Here is a 16,302-nt window from a genome sequence, read left to right as displayed (position 1 = left end):
GGTGCGGTCCGGCGTACGGGAGATGGCATTCAGTCCGCGCCATGCCGGTCCGCATGACGGTTGCGTTATGTCTTGCGCTCTGTGCTTGCGCCACGAAGCCGCTGATTTCTTACTCGACCGATACGCCTCCTCTCGTGCTGGTTCCGGCGTCCTATGCAGGCGCGCAGGACAGAAGGGGCCGCTTCCGGGAAATCTACTGCGCGGTGCTGAAGGCCCACGGCGCGCAGCTACCCGACTATCGACCCTGCGAGGAGGCACTGACGCGTGTGGGCACCGAGCCGGACGGCACGGGTCAGCCCGTGGATCTGGGCCCTTCAGGGCAACACCTCGTCGCAGCGATCGTCGCCGGTGTCGGATACGAATGCTTCAAGCCGTGGTTGAATCCGCCCGGCACGGTCGTGACGCACCTGCGCCAGTTCGGCTATGACGCGATGCTGCTTTCCGTCGATGCACTATCCGGAACGACCCATAACGCCCGACAGATTCGCGATGCGATCATGGCCATGCCTTTGGAACCCGGGGCACCGCGCCTGGTGCTGATCGGCTATTCGAAGGGTGCACCCGATATCCTCGAAGCGCTCGTCACGTACCCGGAAATCCGGCCCCGCGTGGCGGCGATGGTCAGCGCGGCCGGTGCAATAGGCGGGTCGCCACTCGCCAACGACGTCGAGCAATATCACGCCGAGTTGCTTCAGTATTTTCCCGGTGCAACCTGCGAGGAAGGGGACGGAGGTGCGGTGCAGAGTCTCCGCCCTGCGACGCGCAAGGCATGGCTCGCGCAAAACCCGCTTCCGACTGGACTGCGCTATTACTCGGTCGTGACGTTTCCGCAGCCGGAACGCATTTCGTCGATCCTCGAGTCGAGCTACGAAAAGCTGGCCCGCATCGATGCCCGCAATGACAGCCAGATGATCTTCTACGATCAGGTAGTACCCGGCAGCACGTTGCTCGGTTATCTGAATGCGGATCACTGGGCGGTTGCCGTACCGATCGCACGGACACATCCGACTGTCGGCTCGCTCTTCGTTACGCAAAACCTCTACCCTCGTGAGGCACTGACGGAAGCGATACTGCGTTTCATCGAGGAAGACCTCACCTCCTCGCGACGCTGATACGAGTCAACAGGAGTCTGCACAATGACGGGGGTAAATCAGGCCAAGAGCGGCCATCGATTTTTGACGTGGACGATGATGTAACTTCAACAGCGAATGAACTGATGGTGCTCCCCATCTGACTGGCTAACCGCTGACTCTCTGTGCTATACGAAGGGGGATTAGCGCTTCACGGCGCCGCCAGCATGGACCGGTTCGTACAACGCTCAAGCACGGCGTCCCGTCGATCATCCACCTATCGCGATGATTGCCATGGTCAGCGCAATGCCAACCGCGATCATGGCGAAGCCTGCTTTCATCGCTCCCGCGCCGGTGTAGCGCCCCAGTGCAAATCCCGCGATAAACAGCATCACGAGCGTGAGCACGCGCGAGGCGATAAGCGCCGTCGTCAGATCGTGGATGACGAGAAACGGCACCGCGACCGGGAACGTCCCCAGCACGACGAGCAGAAAGATACCGATCGCGCCGACGAAGTCATCCAGCACGAAGTTCGCTCGGGCCGGCAGCGTCGGCACGGTCGCGAGGCGCGCACGAATCCGTTCGAGGTCAGCGTCTTCGACAAGCGATTCCAGCCTCTCAGGCAATGCGTCGCGCAGCGCACGCACGGCGACGGCTGGGTCTCCCGCCTGCCGCACGGTCGTCACGAGTTTCAGGCGCTGTCCTCGATCGGCGAGCGTGCGGACGAGATACATCACGGCGTCGGCGAGGCCCCAGGCGAGATTGCACCCGAGTGCAGCGAAGAACATCTTGTACCCGGCGTCGTCGCCGGGGGAGACGGCCTTCACGGCGCCGATGAACGTCAGCGCCATGAACAGACCAAAACACAATTCGCAGACCCGATCGACGGTATTCAGAATCGGTTCACGCTGTTCACGTTCAGCGTGCCCGACGGGTGTGATGGTGCTCATATGGCCTCGACTCAAGGTAGACGACGCGACATTGCATTAGCTGCCAGCAACAGGTTGCCAAGGCACCACCACCTCCACCACAGGCGTCCTTCGCGAGCAGCGCGAGGGCGGCCTCGCCTACACCGGGCTTCATGGGTGCCGGTGGCGATGCTGAATCTGTCGCGGCCCGGGCTGCCGTTGCGGTCTGAACTGCCGTGGCTCTTCCTGCACACGCGCAGCTGGGTCCGGCTGCTCTTTCACCCACCGCCAGAACAGCTGGTAAGCCACAGCAAGCATGACGGGACCGATGAAGAGACCTATCACGCCGCCCGTCACCATGCCGCCAAGCGCTCCGATCAGCACCACGGGCATCGGCACCGCGACGCCACGCCCGAGCAACAGGGGCTTCAACACATTGTCGGCAAGTCCCGCGACGAAAACGTAGACCGAGAAGATGATCGTGGCCGTGCTCACGCCCTCGGTGACGATCACATAGGCGATGACAGGAACCGTGATCAAGGTCGCGGGTAGCTGCATGATGCCGATCAACAGTACGGCGAGCGCGAGCAGACCCGCGCCGGGAATACCCATCATGACGAAGCCGATGCCGATCAGCAGCATCTGGATGAACGCGATCCCGACCACGCCCTGGGCCACGGCCCGGATGGTCGCCGTGCACAGGTCGGCGATCTGCTGGCCGTTTTCCGGTCCGGAGATGCGTGAAGCAATCTGCACCGTGCTGCGATAGCCCTTCTCCCCATACGCCATGAAGATGCCCGCGACGATCAGGGCGATGAAGAACACCAGCAGCCCCGCGCCAAGGCCCGTGACCGTGCCAAGCAGCGCGAGACCGCCTTCCTTGAGCTGGGGCGCGAAACGCTGCGCGAGACCCGTGATGTCGTTTGCGGCCTGCGCCCAGAAGTCGTACACCCGTTGGCCGACGAGCGGCCACGCGGCCACCGATTCGGCGGGCGGCGGAATGTGGAAGCTGCCGCTTTTGAAAACGGCCATAGCACGCTCTATCGAATTGGCGACCGCGACGCCAAGAAGGTAGGTCGGCACGAGAATGACAGCAAATGCAGCGAGGATGATCAGCGTCGCGATCAGGCCATCCTTGCCGGGGAGCGTTCCCCGGAGTTTGACCTGAAGCGGGTACAACGTGATCGCAAGAATCAACGCCCAGACCATGAGATTGAGGAATGGGGCGAAGATGCGAAAGCAGAAGACCGCGAGCACCGCTATGAGCCCGGCGCGAATCAGAACGTCGAGCAACTCTCGGGGGTATGGGCGTTGGGGAATCGGCGTGAGCATCACATGCCTCCTCGCAGTTTGCCGCGCGGGTATCCGCGCGGCGGACAACGATTGCAAGCGATCACAATCAGCGGGGTTGGTCTCCCAGCGCTGTCATGCGGGAGCCTTTTCGGTTCCCGACGCCGCGAATGCACGTCGCGGGAACCATGACGGCTTGTTGATCTAACAGTGAATTCCACCGCCAAAGAATCGCCGCGGGTAAAGGCTACTCAATCCGAGTCTAGGACAGCGCGGGAGACTTCACAAAGTAATCAGATTCGGCACGCTCGCGCTGGTGTATCCGTCACGCGTCGAGGCGCGCACCGTATCGGGTCCCGATATCGACCAGCTTCGAGACGTCGGGTGGCATCGCAGTGACTTCACGATCGATCGCCGCAAACAGGTTCGACGCCTGGCTGGTGTGACTGGTTATCGACAGCATCTCGACTCCGCCGGGACCGCAGCGGAAGCTGTGAACCGTGCCGGCCGGGATATGAACGAACGAGCCCGCGGTCGCTACCGACATGGTGCCGCCGTACACAAATTCGACGCTGCCGTCGATCACGAAAAACGATTCGTCCCAGTCATGGCTATGCGGAGGCGGCCCGCTGCCTTCCGGCCCGCGCTGCAGGAAGACCTCGTAGCCTTGCGTGGCGGCATGGTCGGCGAGAACCGTGATTTTTTCGCCGAGGACATTCAGTGCACGCGCATAAGCTTGCGGCACCACGAGCAAGGGCTGAGGTTTCATGCCGGTCTCCTCGATGGTCGTTCAGAACAGTGGGTGGCTCGCGGCCGGCCGCTGCCCATATCGGGCAGAAAGAGTCGAAGTCCAATGTCGAGTGTAGTCGATGTGTCCGCGAATGACTCTTCACAACCGGCAAGCTGTCCGCTCGCCGACCGATGAGCATTCAAACTTCGGGTTCCTCAGCCATATCGCGCGCGTCGCCGGAAGAATTAAGCGTTTCCATATCAACCTCCTCTCCTGCGAAGGAGATCGATTCTGACGCATGCCACGCGGTCGAAGTGCTGAGGAAGACTGCGCGCGTCGTGTACCTCGATGGCGAGGTCAGTGGCATCATTGTCGTGTCAGCGGGCACGTTCGACAGCGCGGGCAACAGCGTTCGCGCGTGACACCGGTTCGCACAGCACTGGCTCGGAGGTCGCACATGTCTGTCTTTCTCGAAGTCGAGCATGTCACAACCTATCGCTATCACAAGCCCGTGGAGTTCTCCCCGCACCGCGTGATGTTCCGGCCGCGCGCCGGGCACGATATCCGCGTGCTGTCGGCCACACTGGCGGTGTCGCCGCACAGCACACAGTACTGGATGCAGGACGTCTTTTCCAATTCGGTCGCGATCGTCGAACCACGGGTGCCGGCCGACACGCTCAATCTTCGCGCGCGCTTCGTGATCGAGCACTTCGGCGTCAAGAATCTGGAGTTGCCGGTGGCACCCGAAGCCGAAAACTACCCGTTCCAGTACACCAATGAGGATCAACTCGACCTGGCTCCCTTCCTGCCGTCGCAATACCCGGAGGATCAGCCCCTGCTACGCGACTGGGTAGCACAGTTTCTCCCCCGTCGCGGCACCACCCACACACGCGACATCCTGGCCAATATCAACGCCGCCATCCGCAGCGACTTCCAGTATCAGTCGCGTGACGCCATGGGCACCCAACTTCCATCCGAGACGCTGAACCGGCGCAGCGGCACCTGCCGGGATTTCGCGCTGCTGATGATGGAGTTGGTGCGGGAACTGGGACTGGCCGCGCGTTTCGTGTCGGGGTATCTGTACGACCAGGCGCTCGACACGCCGGCTCCGCCGGCGGTACGCAACACGGGACTGCAGCAGGGCGCGCGACAGATAGAAAGTCGAGACGAGCCGCTAGTGGTAGGCGCCGGCGCGACCCACGCATGGCTGCATGTCTTCTTGCCGGGCGCTGGCTGGGTGCCGTACGACCCGACCAACTCACTTGTCGGCGGTACTGACCTGATCCGCGTGGCCTACACGCGCAAGCCTGAACAGGCTGCGCCAGTGTCCGGTTCCTGGTTTGGTTCCGCGCAGGACTTCATCGGCATGGACGTCAGCGTGAGCGTGCGGCGAATCGAGCAGCCTGCAGAGCCGGCACTTGTCGATGAACGCGCCTCGCAGAGCCCAGTGGCCACCGAGTCTTAACTTTCGACGACTGTGTTTCCAAGGTTCGAACGGCGTTTTCGCTCACTTCGCAGGCGCGGCCGAAAGCGGCTCGAGACCGGTCCTTGAAATCGCAGGCGCCGCGTCCGGCGACGACAGAAACTGGATCAGCGCCACTGCGCCAGCGGGATTCTTCGCATTGGTGGCGATGCCCACGGAGAACACCGTGTACCGCTGAAGTTCCGCGGGAATACTGCCGACCAGCGTCACCCCTTTCACCGGCAACAGTTCGACGACCTGCTGAAGTCCGATCTCAGCTTCTCCATTCGCGACGGCATCGGCTACCCGCGCGACCGGAATCATGCGACTCCTGCTCTCCATCGGTCCCGCGATCCCGAGACGCACGAACAGTTCTCTGCCGACATACACGCCACTTGGGCTATCCGGATAGACGATCGACTTCGCTGCGAGCAGCACTTGCCGTAATGCGTCGGCCGAGCCGATATCCGGCTTCGGCCGCCCCTCGCGAACCACCAAGCCAATTGCCGAGCGTGCCAGGTCCGTCTTGCTGTCAGGCAATATCTTGCCGGCGTCGATCTGCTCGTCGAGCGCGTACTCAACCACAATCAGCACGTCGGCCCACTCCCCGCGCGCTAGCCGCATAGGAATCGCATTCGCGGCCGTACCCACCGCGGGTCCCCAGACGGTGATCAGCTTACGGCCGGTCGCCGCCTCGAATTGCGGGCCCAGTTCGCGCCAGGCCGCCGCAAAACCGCCCGAAATCATGACCTTGACTTCGTCTGCCAATGCGGCCCCGCTGCCCAGCAACGCGGCCGCTATGCAGAGCGCGAGTGCGCGAAGACTCAGCTTGCGGATGGTCACGGCCTCGCCCCTATGTCGATCGGATCGCCCGGTTCGATGTGCAACTCGTCCGGATGCCAGTCATCATGTTAGACGGCATCGGGGGCTGGAGCTTCACACAAACGCCGTCGACGGGCGCTGTTCGGACCCGGAGCGGCATCCGGTCAGGACGACAAATAGCCTGCAACGTACCGTCAGCCAGCATTTCACGTGCGGCGATGAGTATTTGTTGCGACTCGTGCCCAGCCACGCCGAAGCCGCTTCAATGATCGGCAGAAGATCGTTACATTACTTGCCGACAGAGCGGTCGCGGGTCTTAACCTTATATTGAACGACCATCAGCAAGGCGCTGATCATCCCGTACAGGAGCGTAGAAACAAACGCCGCCTGCAACAGCGATTGCGGTGCGTACGTCGAGATCAATTGCGAGCAACGCAACAACTCATTGTAGGGAATGATGTACCCCAGGGAGGTATCTTGAACAATCGCCAGCAATTGCCCGATTAGTGCCGGCATCATTCTTCGAATGGCCTGAGGCAGAACGACGTGGCACATCGACTGAAATCCGGTCATACCGATTGAAAGAGCAGCCTCCCCTTGCCCTCGCTCAAGCGACATGATCCCCGATCTCACGATCTCAGCCAGCAATGCCGAATGATGGAGTGTCAACGCCACCACGAGGAAGGCCATCGCCGGCCAGGCGAAGCCAACGGTAGGTAGCAGGACCGCCATGAACAGAACTAACAGCAAAAGCGGAACCGCCCTGAATGCAGATATATAGACTTCCGCGACTTTTCTGATCGGACGGTTTTCGGAGATGCGCGCCAGCGCAATCGGAACTGAGGCGACGAATGAAATTGCGCCGCTGATTGCAGCGACCAGCATCGTGGCATACAGGCCATTCAACAGAAAGCCCCAAACCTGCGTATTCAGGAACACAGACCATCTATCATGGTCGAATTGTCCACGCTGATAAAATCTGTATAGCACAGTGCAAAACAGTGTCAGCACGAATGCGCCGCCCACAACGGCATAGACACGGTTTTTCAGCAATCCGACCGGGCCGGGCTGCTCATATAGCAGAACATTTTCGCTCATCGTACGAACACCACTTTCCGTTCAATTGCTCTAAACATCCATCCAGTGGGGACGGTCAGAATCAGGTATGAGGCCGCGGCCCCCAGAAACCACAACCACTGAGCGCTCTCGACATTGATAATTTGTGACGTCCCGGTAATCTCCAGAACACCGGCAACCGCCGCGACCGAAGTCGTCTTGATATGAACGATAACGATGCCGCTCAGAGACGGAATCACGGTGCGAATAGCCTGCGGAATCACGATTGAGTGCAGTATTCTCCCAAACGACATCCCGATACTGCGCGCTGCTTCCACCTGTCCGACGGGAACCGAGGCAACGCCTGCGCGGATTGCTTCAGACACCCACGCAGCGGTGTAGAGACCCAGCGCCAGTACAGAGGACGCAAACTCGGAATACATGAAGCCCAGTTTTGGCAGACCCCAGACGACCATGATCAACAGCGCGAGCACCGGGGTGGCACGCATCGCTTCGACGTAACACCACGAGAAAAACCGCAACGGGGAAGAAGGACATATTCGCATCACCGCCAACAATATTCCGGCCAGCAGAGCCAGCACTATCGAGCAGAAAGATAACTCCAGCGTGACGCCCATCCCTTGCACGAAACGGAAAACATAGTCCCAGAACATTTCCGACCTTCTTTATCGAATCGGCCGCCCGGAGCGGGCGGCCAGATCATCCAGCACGATTAGTAACGTTCCACGGTCGGAATCTGAGCGGCTCCGAATTCCTTCAGATCCTTATCATAGAGACGCTGCCACTCGCCATTCTTGATCATGGTGTCCAGTTCCGTGTTGATCCAGTTTCTGAACTCGACATCGTCATGCTTGACGACGATGCCATAAGGTTCCTTGGTGAATGGCTTGCCAAGCATCCTTACGCGGTCCGGCTGCAGTTTGACGAAGGGAACCAGCACTGCGCCATCGTCGGTAAGGGCCGCAAAGCGGCCATCGGCGACAGCCTCGGCACAGCTTTTCTCGTCCGCCAACGAGTGAATCTCTGCCCGTGGAGCAACCTTCAAGAGATTGGCGGCCGAATCAGTTCCCGTTACCACGCAGACCGATTTGCCATTCAAGTCGCTCAACGTCTGGATATTGCTGTTTTTTCCGACCAGAACGTCCTGACCCGCAAGGTAGTATGGACCCGCGAAGCCGATGATCTTTTTGCGCTCGTCATTGATCGTCGCCGTCGCCAGGGAGATGTCGACCCGGCCCGTCTGAACGAAGGCAAAGCGGTTTGCGCTCAGCACAGGAACGAATTCGACATTGCTCTCGGAACCTGTCAGCCGCTTTGCCAGGTGTCGAGCAATATCGATCTCAAAGCCTTCCGCCTTGTTGGTGGTCGGATTGAGCAACGAGAAGCCGGGACCGTCGAGCGAGGTTCCCACTACCACCTTGCCCTTTTTCTGGATTGCCTCCATGGTCGAGCCGGCGGGAAATGTCTCAGCAGATGCGATTCCCGCAAAAGCCAGCCCAACGACCAGCGATGCCACGATAACTTTTAGTTTTGCGATTTTCATCCGATGTCTCCAATCTATAAAATCATTTTCTGTACTGCGAAGTTATGTTCTGTTCAGAATCGTTCTACCTCCATTACGTCAATCAGTGATCCAACACCTTGGACAGGAAATCGCGGGCACGGTCCGTTCGAGGTGCGTTGAAGAACGCGCCGGGAGGCGCTTCCTCAACAATCCTGCCGCCGTCCATGAAGACGACCCTGTCCGCGGCCTTGTTTGCAAACCCCATCTCGTGGGTGACGACAATCATGGTCATACCGTTCGCTGCCAGGTCCACCATGACCGACAACACCTCCGAGACCATCTCGGGATCCAGCGCTGATGTCGGTTCGTCAAAGAGCATCACTTTTGGCTTCATGGCCAGCGAGCGGGCCAACGCCACTCGCTGCTGTTGACCGCCAGAAAGTTGCGCCGGGAACGCGTTTTCCTTCTCAGCAATGCCTACGCGCCTGAGTAATTCGCGCGCGTCGGCTTCGGCCTGTTCCCGGGGCCGCTTCATAACCTTGACGGGACCTATCGTGATGTTCTGAAGGACCGTCAAATGGGAAAACAGATTGAACGACTGGAAAACCATGCCCACCTCGGAACGATACCTGGCCAGCGGTCGCCCTTCTGCGGGCTGGAGCATGCCGGCCACGGCAATCTCGCCGCTGCTGATAGTTTCGAGTCTGTTGATACATCTGCACAGGGTGGACTTGCCGGACCCCGAAGGTCCGACGACAACAACCACCTCGCCGGGCATGACGTGCAGATTGATGTCATGTAGAACCTGCTTTGGCCCAAAAAACTTGTTCACGCCTTCGATTGAAATCAGCGGCGTATCCCTTCGCGTTGCCATGTCCCCGTCCTCCGCCCTGGCGGCCTAGATGAACTTCAGTTCAAAATCACAGATCAGATCGCCGACATCGCGGCCGATGCAATTGCGAAACACCGGCTGCGACCATTCGCGAAGGTCGCCCGCTGCGCGGTCGTCCAGGATTCCGAGTTGACGCATGACCTCGACCGTGACCGCGTAAGCCGCCGGATAATTGCCATCGCCGATCTTTAGCGCGACGCCCAAACCGTGGGTCCGGATACCCACACAGCGGACGCCTTCGGCACCCGTCTTACTGACCCACGCGCCCTTTCCTGCGCGGGTCAAGGCGTTGTCGGCACGGCCGCTTCCCGAATACATCCCGGGGTGGCGGATCATGGCAGCACTTAACCGCGACATGGCGCGCTGGTATTCGTCGCCGTCGTGCCGGGCGGCGCCGAACCGGGCCCACATCCTCGCCAATTGGGATAGCGGCAATCCGATATTCGGTGCATTGCAGCCGTCTGTGCCGTACCAGAGATCAGTCGCCTTCATGTCTGCGAGGTCGCAAACGACCTTCACGATCTCGCGTTGCAGGGGATGGGAAGGATCGAGGTAGTCCCGAATTGAAAGGCCCGCCATCCGGCAATAGGCAAGGAACCCCGCGTGCTTGCCGGAACAGTTGTTGTGCCGCTGGTCCAGGACGAAACCAGCCGGAGGCATCTCCCCTTTCTGAAACCGCTCAGGGAGATGGCAACCGCAACCGAGGTCATGCTCCGTACAATCGATTTTGCGAAGCATGTCGGAAACCGCGGCGATGTGACTATCCTCTGCCGAATGGCTGGCACAGGTCAGCGCAGTCTGCGCTTCGCTGAAGTCAAAAGCGTCCATGCCGCCGGCGAGTGCGAATGGAAGCGCCTGAAACGGCTTCAGGGACGAGCGCGACCAGATATGGCATGCTGGATCGCCAACATAGGCAATCAACCTGCCCGTCGAATCGACAACCGCAGCGGAGCCGTTGTAAATGCATTCGATCTGACCATTACGTCTCGCTGTGGCGAGTGGCTCATGGTTGAACTTCATCGTTTCTCCAACACTGCAGCTTTTTGGGTTCGAGTCTCGAACGTACTCTCGGGAAGCGGCCCGCATTTGCGTGGCAGGCCGCTGCCCCATGGGGCCACCAGACCGTGCCTCCATTTTCACAGCGTACGCAGGCTCGCCGCGGCCCGGCCCCCTCAGTGAAGGGGGCTGGGTTAACCCGTTTCCGTGTGCAGCCAGATCGACAATGTCAGCAACCGCTCCCGGATCGAACAGCCGCTTCTGAGCGGAATTTCCGCTTGAACGTCCCGGCAATCGATTGGCGAATGACGGCTCACGGGTCGCGTTCCGCCTGATCGACTACCATGTGCGCCAAGGCAAGATGCCGACACCACCGGAGCAAGCGATGACAGACGCAACCGTGTTCAACGAGCGTCGCGCGGCGTGATCCGGAGACGGGTATCGAAGTGCTGCGGGCGCACGCTGGGCGAGCCGTATGAGGACGCCACCGGACGCAGCCAATTTCGATTTCGTGGGCCTCGCGCTGCATGGCGCGAAGAAAGCCGGCGACAAGGCGGTGAAGGGACTGGCTCTACCTATCTGAATCGGGCTTGGGCGCGGCCCCGAATCCCTTATCAGCGAACTCGCGCCTTGCTCGCCCATATCGATTTCCATCGACACCTGATTCAGGTAATACGCTATATAACTCGTGCTTCTCTGGCGGAGCCTATCGGTTGTCTTCGCCGACGCCGTGCGTTGAAGCCTCGACGGTCTTCGACGCACGGTCAGAGAAATAGAACCCGCTAATCACCTCCGAAATAGAGTTGCTTCATTTCCTCGTTAGTAGCTGGGCGGCTGATAGCGTGAGAGCCGGATGCCGATGTGCCCGACGTCACTCCGCCATAAGCCGTTGCGCCGCTTTGGCTCGATACGCGCGCCTCCGCTGCCTGGATATCCGCCGGATAATTCGGATTTTCTCCTTTGGCTGGGTCATAGCCGGCTTGCTCCAGTTGCTGTAGCTCAGCGCGTACCTGCGCACGCGTGGGCGACGCATCTGTCTGAGAGAATGCGGCGACTGGCAACGCAAGCGCAGACACCGCGGCGATCGCCATAGCAATTGATCTCATGGGGGACCTCCTTGTGGATGCCAGGGTCGCGTAATACGCATGCATGGCTCGATCACTGGCAACCGAAGTCTAGGCGCCCAAGCCTTCAACTTCGATACAACCGTGAGCGCTGGTAACACGCGACGCCTGGCGTATATGAAAGACGATCACAGGCCAAGGAAATCGCATGTTTGAACACGATATTCATGCACGAAACCGGCGCGGTTCGTCCTGAGCCGAGCGAATTCGACGCGTGCTTGCGCGACGCGCATGATCACTTTCTTACTGACTTGTCATGCGTGAAAGGCGGTTGTCCGGTTGCGGAAATAATCGCAAAGTCGGATACGAAGTTTTATCGCGCGAACGCGACGCCTATAGCGTTTCCAATTGCCTTGACGCTGGCTTTCCGATGTCGACGGGTCTATAAAGAACAAAAGCGCCTCCCCGGAACGCCCATTATTCCCGGCTGGTTTCGGGAGTGACTTCAACAAGAAGAACCTGGATTGTTATTACATGCGCGCCAGCCTTTCAACGCTCTTTCGGCTGGTCGCATGAGGTAGCGCATTGCGAGCCTCGCCGCGACAGGACTCCTTTCCTGCGATCGGCACGCAGTTTCCAAACTCGATAGAATCAATCTTTGTGGCGTGCTCTACCCAACACATGCAATCGATGTGTTTGGTTTGGCATCCTTATTTTATATTTGAATATCGAATTCTCCAGTGCAGGTGAAAAAATGAGACTTCATCTTTCTGTATTACTCGTTGCAACCGCCCTGTCCGCTGTCTCGAGTGTCGCGTATTCACAGACATGGCAGCCTTCAGGAAATGCCGATCAGCCGATGCCTCAAAGCGCGACGACATCGCCGCCGCAAATGGCACAACCGGCCGGTTCGATGAACCGTTACGACTATGATTCGAGTGGGCCGCAGCCCGGCGGATCGAGCGGCAGCGGGCGAGCGAGAAGCGGTGCGCCATGCGTCGTCGGATTGTCGTGCGACATTTACCAGGGAAGTTGAGCACGCGGCCATTTCGGAAGTCCGCCGAACCGCACTTCGCGCCAATGCCAAAACGCCTGAAACCTTTCAATTGACGATCCGGCCTGAAGGCCGTTATCCCGATCAGCGCCTACACTACGAATCGGGATAGCGAAAAATAGCTCCAGGGCTTCCGGCAATGGCAATGGATATCGAACAATGGCTGGGCGGACTTGGCCTCGATCAATACGCGCAGGCGTTCGTCGATAACGACATCGAGCTTGCGATGCTGCCCGAACTGACCGACGCGGATCTGAAGGAACTCGGCGTCCGGTCGCTGGGGCATCGCAAGCGGCTGCTGGCAGCGATTGCCGAACGAACCGCCTCGACGTCGAACGCGAACCCACCGCCGCTTGTCCCCTCGCCCGTCGACGATCGCAGACAGGTCACCATTCTGTTCGCCGATCTGTGCGGCTACACGGCGCTTTCTCAAAGGCTCGATCCCGAAGAGTTGCGCGAGGTAATCGGCCGCTTCATATCGCTGGTCGACGGCATCTTGCTTGCCTATGGCGGCACGGTCGACAAACACATCGGCGACGCCGTGATGGCGCTGTTCGGCGCGCCGCGCGCACATGAGACCGATACGCTGCGTGCCGCTCGCGCCGCGCTCGACATCCACGACGCGCTCGCGCAGCTCAGCGCAAAGAGCGCCCACCCGTTGCAAGCCCATATCGGCATTGCGAGCGGCGAAGTGGTAGCGGGCGCCGTCGGCCGTGCCGATGCGCTGGACTACACGGTGCATGGCGATTCCGTGAACCTGGCGGCGCGGCTCGTCGCGGCCGCGACTGCGGGGCAGACATTGCTGTCGGATGGCGTACAGCGCGCGCTGGGCGAAAACGCCATCTGCGAATCGTTGGGCGAGATGCGCTTCAAGGGCATCAGCGCGCCCGTGCGTGTCTGGAGATTGTGCAGCGTGGCGCGTGAACCGATCCGCGCGAGCCGCAGCCAATTTGTCGGACGGAAAGCCGAACTGGAACAGTTCCACGGCATCGTCCGAACCTGTGTCGAACAATGCGCGGGCCACGTCGTCTATGTGCGCGGCGATGCGGGCATCGGCAAGACGCGTCTCGTCAATGAGATGCGCGTCTTCGCGCAGGCGCAGGGTTTTGCGGTACATCGAGGGCTCGTGCTCGACTTCGGTGTCGGCAAAGGACAGGACCCTGTGCGCGCGATCATCGACAGCCTGCTCGGCCTGTCCGCGTCGTCCATGCTCGACGAGCGACTTGAAGCGGCCGAACGCCTGGTGCAAGAACGTGTCATCAGCAGCGAGGAGCGCGTGTTTCTGCACGACCTGCTCGATCTGCCGCAAACGGGAGAATGGCGCACCCTCCATGACGCGATGGATCATACGGCGCGCAAGCGCGGCAAGCAGTCCGTCGTGGCGGCGCTGACGGCCAATGCGTGCCGGCGCAGGTCGATCATGCTGCTCGTCGAAGACCTGCATTGGGCGGATGGGCAGGTGCTCGGCTATCTCGCGGCTTTCGCGTCGGGCATGGCGGGTGGCGCCGGGCTGCTGGTGCTGACCTCGCGTGCCGAAGGCGATCCGCTCGATGCCGCGTGGCGCGCGCGTCTGCGAGACATGCCGCTCGCGACGATCGATCTCGGTCCGCTGCGGCGCGACGAAGCGCTGACCCTGGCAGGCAATTTCATCGATGCAACGCAGCGTGTCGCGCTCGCCTGCATCGAACGGGCGGACGGCAATCCACTGTTCCTCGAACAACTGCTGCACAACGCCGAGGAAGGCAGCAGCGAGGCGGTGCCTGCGTCGATCCAGAGCCTCGTGCTCGCACGCATGGACCGACTCGCGCCGCGCGACCGGCTGGCGTTTCAGGCAGCGTCAGTGATTGGCCAACGCTTTGGCGTTGCTCTGTTGAGGCATCTGATCGTCGAGCCAGACTACGACTGCAAAAAGCTCGTCGAAAACGCACTCGTGCTTCCCGAAGGCGAAGACTTTTTATTCGCCCATGCACTGATCCAGGAGAGTGCCTATTCGACGCTGTTGCACACGCGGCGACGCGAGCTGCACCGGCGCGCCGCCGAATGGTTTGCCCACACCGATGCCGTGCTTCACGCGCAGCATCTGGATCGGGCGGAGGACGAGCGCGCCGCGCATGCCTGTCTCGTCGCGGCGATGACACAACGCGCGGCCCGTTTCACCGAGTCGGCATTGCGACTGGTCGAGCGGGGTCTGGAGATTGCACAAACGCCCCTCGACCGGCACGCGCTGACGTGCTTCAAGGGCGAGTTGCAGCGCGATCTGGGCGACATCGAGGCATCGATTGCGACGTACCGCGATGCCGCCGCCATCGCGCCCGACGACGCCACCCTGTGTACCGCGCAACTCGGGCTCGCGGAGGGGCTGCGCGTCAACGAGGGCCTGACGGAAGCGCTCGCGCTGCTGGACGCGGCACAGCAGACAGCCGAACGCGAGAACCTGATCAGCGAACTGGCGCGGCTGCATCATCTGCGCGGCAACATTCTCTTTCCGCTCGGCCGCATCGACGATTGCCGCGTCGAGCATGAGCGCGGGCTCGCACATGCTCGCAGTCTGGGGTTGCCGGAAGCGGAAGCACGCGCGCTGGGCGGCCTGGCGGATGCGGCCTACGCACAAGGCCGGATGCGCTCCGCGTTCGAATACTTCAGCCGTTGCGTCGCGCTCAGCCGCGAACACGGATTTGGCCGCATCGAAGTGGCCAATCGTTCCATGCAGGGTTTCAGCCGCATCTACCTCAACGAGGCGCGAGAGGCGCGTGACGATGCCGTCGACGCATCGCGCGAGGCCGCGCTCGTCGGGCAGCCTCGTGCCCAGATGCTGTGCGAAACGCTCGGCGCTTTTGCATGCTGCGAAATGGGCGACATCGAAGCGACACGCGTGCATCTCGAACAGGAACGGCGGCTGATCCGGCAACTCGGCGCGCGCCGCTTCGAGGCGCAGAACATCGAGATCGAGGGGCGCCTGTTGCTCGAAACCGGTCGACGGACGGAAGCCGCGCAGATGTTGCGGGACGCGCTCCAGTTATGTCGCGAGGTCGGCATGCAGTTCAGCGCCCCGAAGGCGCTGAGCGCGCTGAGCCGCGCTGTCGATGACGACGCCGAGCGCTTGCAGCTGCTCGCCGAGGGCGCCGAATTGCTGCGCCTCGGTGCGGTGGGACACAACCATCTGTGGTTTTACCGCGATGCGATCGAGGCAATGCTATGGGTCCGCGATCCGGACGGCGTGTTGCGCCATGTCGAAGCACTGGAACGCTATACGCAAGCGGAACCGCTGCCGTGGGCGCAACTGTTTGCGGCACGTGGCCGCGCACTCGCGGCGATACAACAGGATCCTGCGTCCGGCGGCGCGCGCTGCGAACTCGAACGTGTGCGCACAGCCGTCGCCGCCGCAGGCTTCAGCGGCTTCTTGCGCGCTATCGATGAAGCACTTTTCTGAGCA

The 16,302-nt window shown here is 60.9% G+C and carries 14 protein-coding genes and 1 pseudogene; 5 read left to right on the top strand and 10 right to left on the bottom strand.

The window, feature by feature from the left end; genetic code table 11:
* Nucleotides 1-53 precede the first annotated feature (53 nt).
* Nucleotides 54-1,112: a hypothetical protein gene (locus G3N95_RS40670; RefSeq protein ID WP_241018961.1), complete on the top strand. Its 1,059-nt coding sequence runs from the start codon at nt 54-56 to the stop codon at nt 1,110-1,112.
* 227 nt (nt 1,113-1,339) lie between these two features.
* On the opposite strand, the gene G3N95_RS26560 is transcribed toward G3N95_RS40670, so the two are convergent.
* The 3 genes from G3N95_RS26560 to G3N95_RS26550 form a co-directional block, all read right to left on the bottom strand.
* On the bottom strand, nt 1,340-2,020 hold the full coding sequence (locus G3N95_RS26560; protein ID WP_205973052.1) for a VIT1/CCC1 transporter family protein: 681 nt from the start codon (nt 2,018-2,020) through the stop codon (nt 1,340-1,342).
* A 129-nt stretch (nt 2,021-2,149) separates the two neighbouring features.
* Nucleotides 2,150-3,313, bottom strand: a complete 1,164-nt coding sequence (locus tag G3N95_RS26555) for an AI-2E family transporter (protein ID WP_205973051.1) — start codon at nt 3,311-3,313, stop codon at nt 2,150-2,152.
* A gap of 280 nt (nt 3,314-3,593) precedes the next feature.
* The gene (locus G3N95_RS26550; protein ID WP_205973050.1) at nt 3,594-4,037 is read right to left on the bottom strand and encodes a cupin domain-containing protein; all 444 of its coding nucleotides are present in this window, start codon (nt 4,035-4,037) and stop codon (nt 3,594-3,596) included.
* A gap of 418 nt (nt 4,038-4,455) precedes the next feature.
* Between G3N95_RS26550 and G3N95_RS26545 the strand changes: the two genes are divergently transcribed.
* Complete coding sequence (locus G3N95_RS26545) at nt 4,456-5,463, top strand: transglutaminase family protein (protein WP_205973049.1); 1,008 nt, start codon at nt 4,456-4,458, stop codon at nt 5,461-5,463.
* Nucleotides 5,464-5,505: 42 nt separating this feature from the next.
* Here the strand turns inward: G3N95_RS26545 and G3N95_RS26540 are convergent, their stop codons facing one another.
* The 6 genes from G3N95_RS26540 to G3N95_RS26515 form a co-directional block, all read right to left on the bottom strand.
* The gene (locus G3N95_RS26540) at nt 5,506-6,303 is read right to left on the bottom strand and encodes a substrate-binding domain-containing protein (protein WP_205973048.1); all 798 of its coding nucleotides are present in this window, start codon (nt 6,301-6,303) and stop codon (nt 5,506-5,508) included.
* A 267-nt stretch (nt 6,304-6,570) separates the two neighbouring features.
* Entirely contained in the window at nt 6,571-7,380 is an 810-nt protein-coding gene (locus tag G3N95_RS26535) for an amino acid ABC transporter permease (RefSeq protein WP_205973047.1), read from the bottom strand.
* Nucleotides 7,377-8,012: an amino acid ABC transporter permease gene (locus tag G3N95_RS26530; protein ID WP_205973046.1), complete on the bottom strand. Its 636-nt coding sequence runs from the start codon at nt 8,010-8,012 to the stop codon at nt 7,377-7,379. The genes G3N95_RS26535 and G3N95_RS26530 overlap by 4 nt, the downstream gene beginning before the upstream one ends.
* Before the next feature lie 59 nt (nt 8,013-8,071).
* On the bottom strand, nt 8,072-8,902 hold the full coding sequence (locus tag G3N95_RS26525; RefSeq protein WP_205973045.1) for a glutamate ABC transporter substrate-binding protein: 831 nt from the start codon (nt 8,900-8,902) through the stop codon (nt 8,072-8,074).
* An 82-nt stretch (nt 8,903-8,984) separates the two neighbouring features.
* A complete protein-coding gene (locus tag G3N95_RS26520) occupies nt 8,985-9,737 on the bottom strand; it encodes an amino acid ABC transporter ATP-binding protein (RefSeq protein ID WP_277398037.1) in 753 nt (250 codons plus the stop codon).
* Nucleotides 9,738-9,761: 24 nt separating this feature from the next.
* The gene (locus G3N95_RS26515; protein ID WP_205973044.1) at nt 9,762-10,775 is read right to left on the bottom strand and encodes an asparaginase; all 1,014 of its coding nucleotides are present in this window, start codon (nt 10,773-10,775) and stop codon (nt 9,762-9,764) included.
* Between the two features lie 466 nt (nt 10,776-11,241).
* Here G3N95_RS26515 and G3N95_RS26510 point away from each other — a divergent pair.
* Nucleotides 11,242-11,334: pseudogene (locus tag G3N95_RS26510) on the top strand (DUF2000 domain-containing protein); the annotation flags it as partial.
* Nucleotides 11,335-11,533: 199 nt separating this feature from the next.
* Here the strand turns inward: G3N95_RS26510 and G3N95_RS26505 are convergent.
* Complete coding sequence (locus tag G3N95_RS26505) at nt 11,534-11,857, bottom strand: DUF4148 domain-containing protein (protein ID WP_205973043.1); 324 nt, start codon at nt 11,855-11,857, stop codon at nt 11,534-11,536.
* A gap of 170 nt (nt 11,858-12,027) precedes the next feature.
* On the opposite strand from G3N95_RS26505, the gene G3N95_RS26500 reads away from it, so the two are divergent.
* A complete protein-coding gene (locus G3N95_RS26500) occupies nt 12,028-12,318 on the top strand; it encodes a hypothetical protein (RefSeq protein ID WP_205973042.1) in 291 nt (96 codons plus the stop codon).
* A gap of 696 nt (nt 12,319-13,014) precedes the next feature.
* Nucleotides 13,015-16,299: an adenylate/guanylate cyclase domain-containing protein gene (locus G3N95_RS26495; protein WP_241018959.1), complete on the top strand. Its 3,285-nt coding sequence runs from the start codon at nt 13,015-13,017 to the stop codon at nt 16,297-16,299.
* The last annotated feature ends 3 nt before the right edge of the window (nt 16,300-16,302 follow it).

The organism is Paraburkholderia sp. Tr-20389 (genome assembly GCF_017104565.1).
GTDB lineage: Bacteria > Pseudomonadota > Gammaproteobacteria > Burkholderiales > Burkholderiaceae > Paraburkholderia.
Note: the sequence above shows the minus strand (reverse complement) of the source record. Positions and strands in the feature narration are given on the sequence as shown.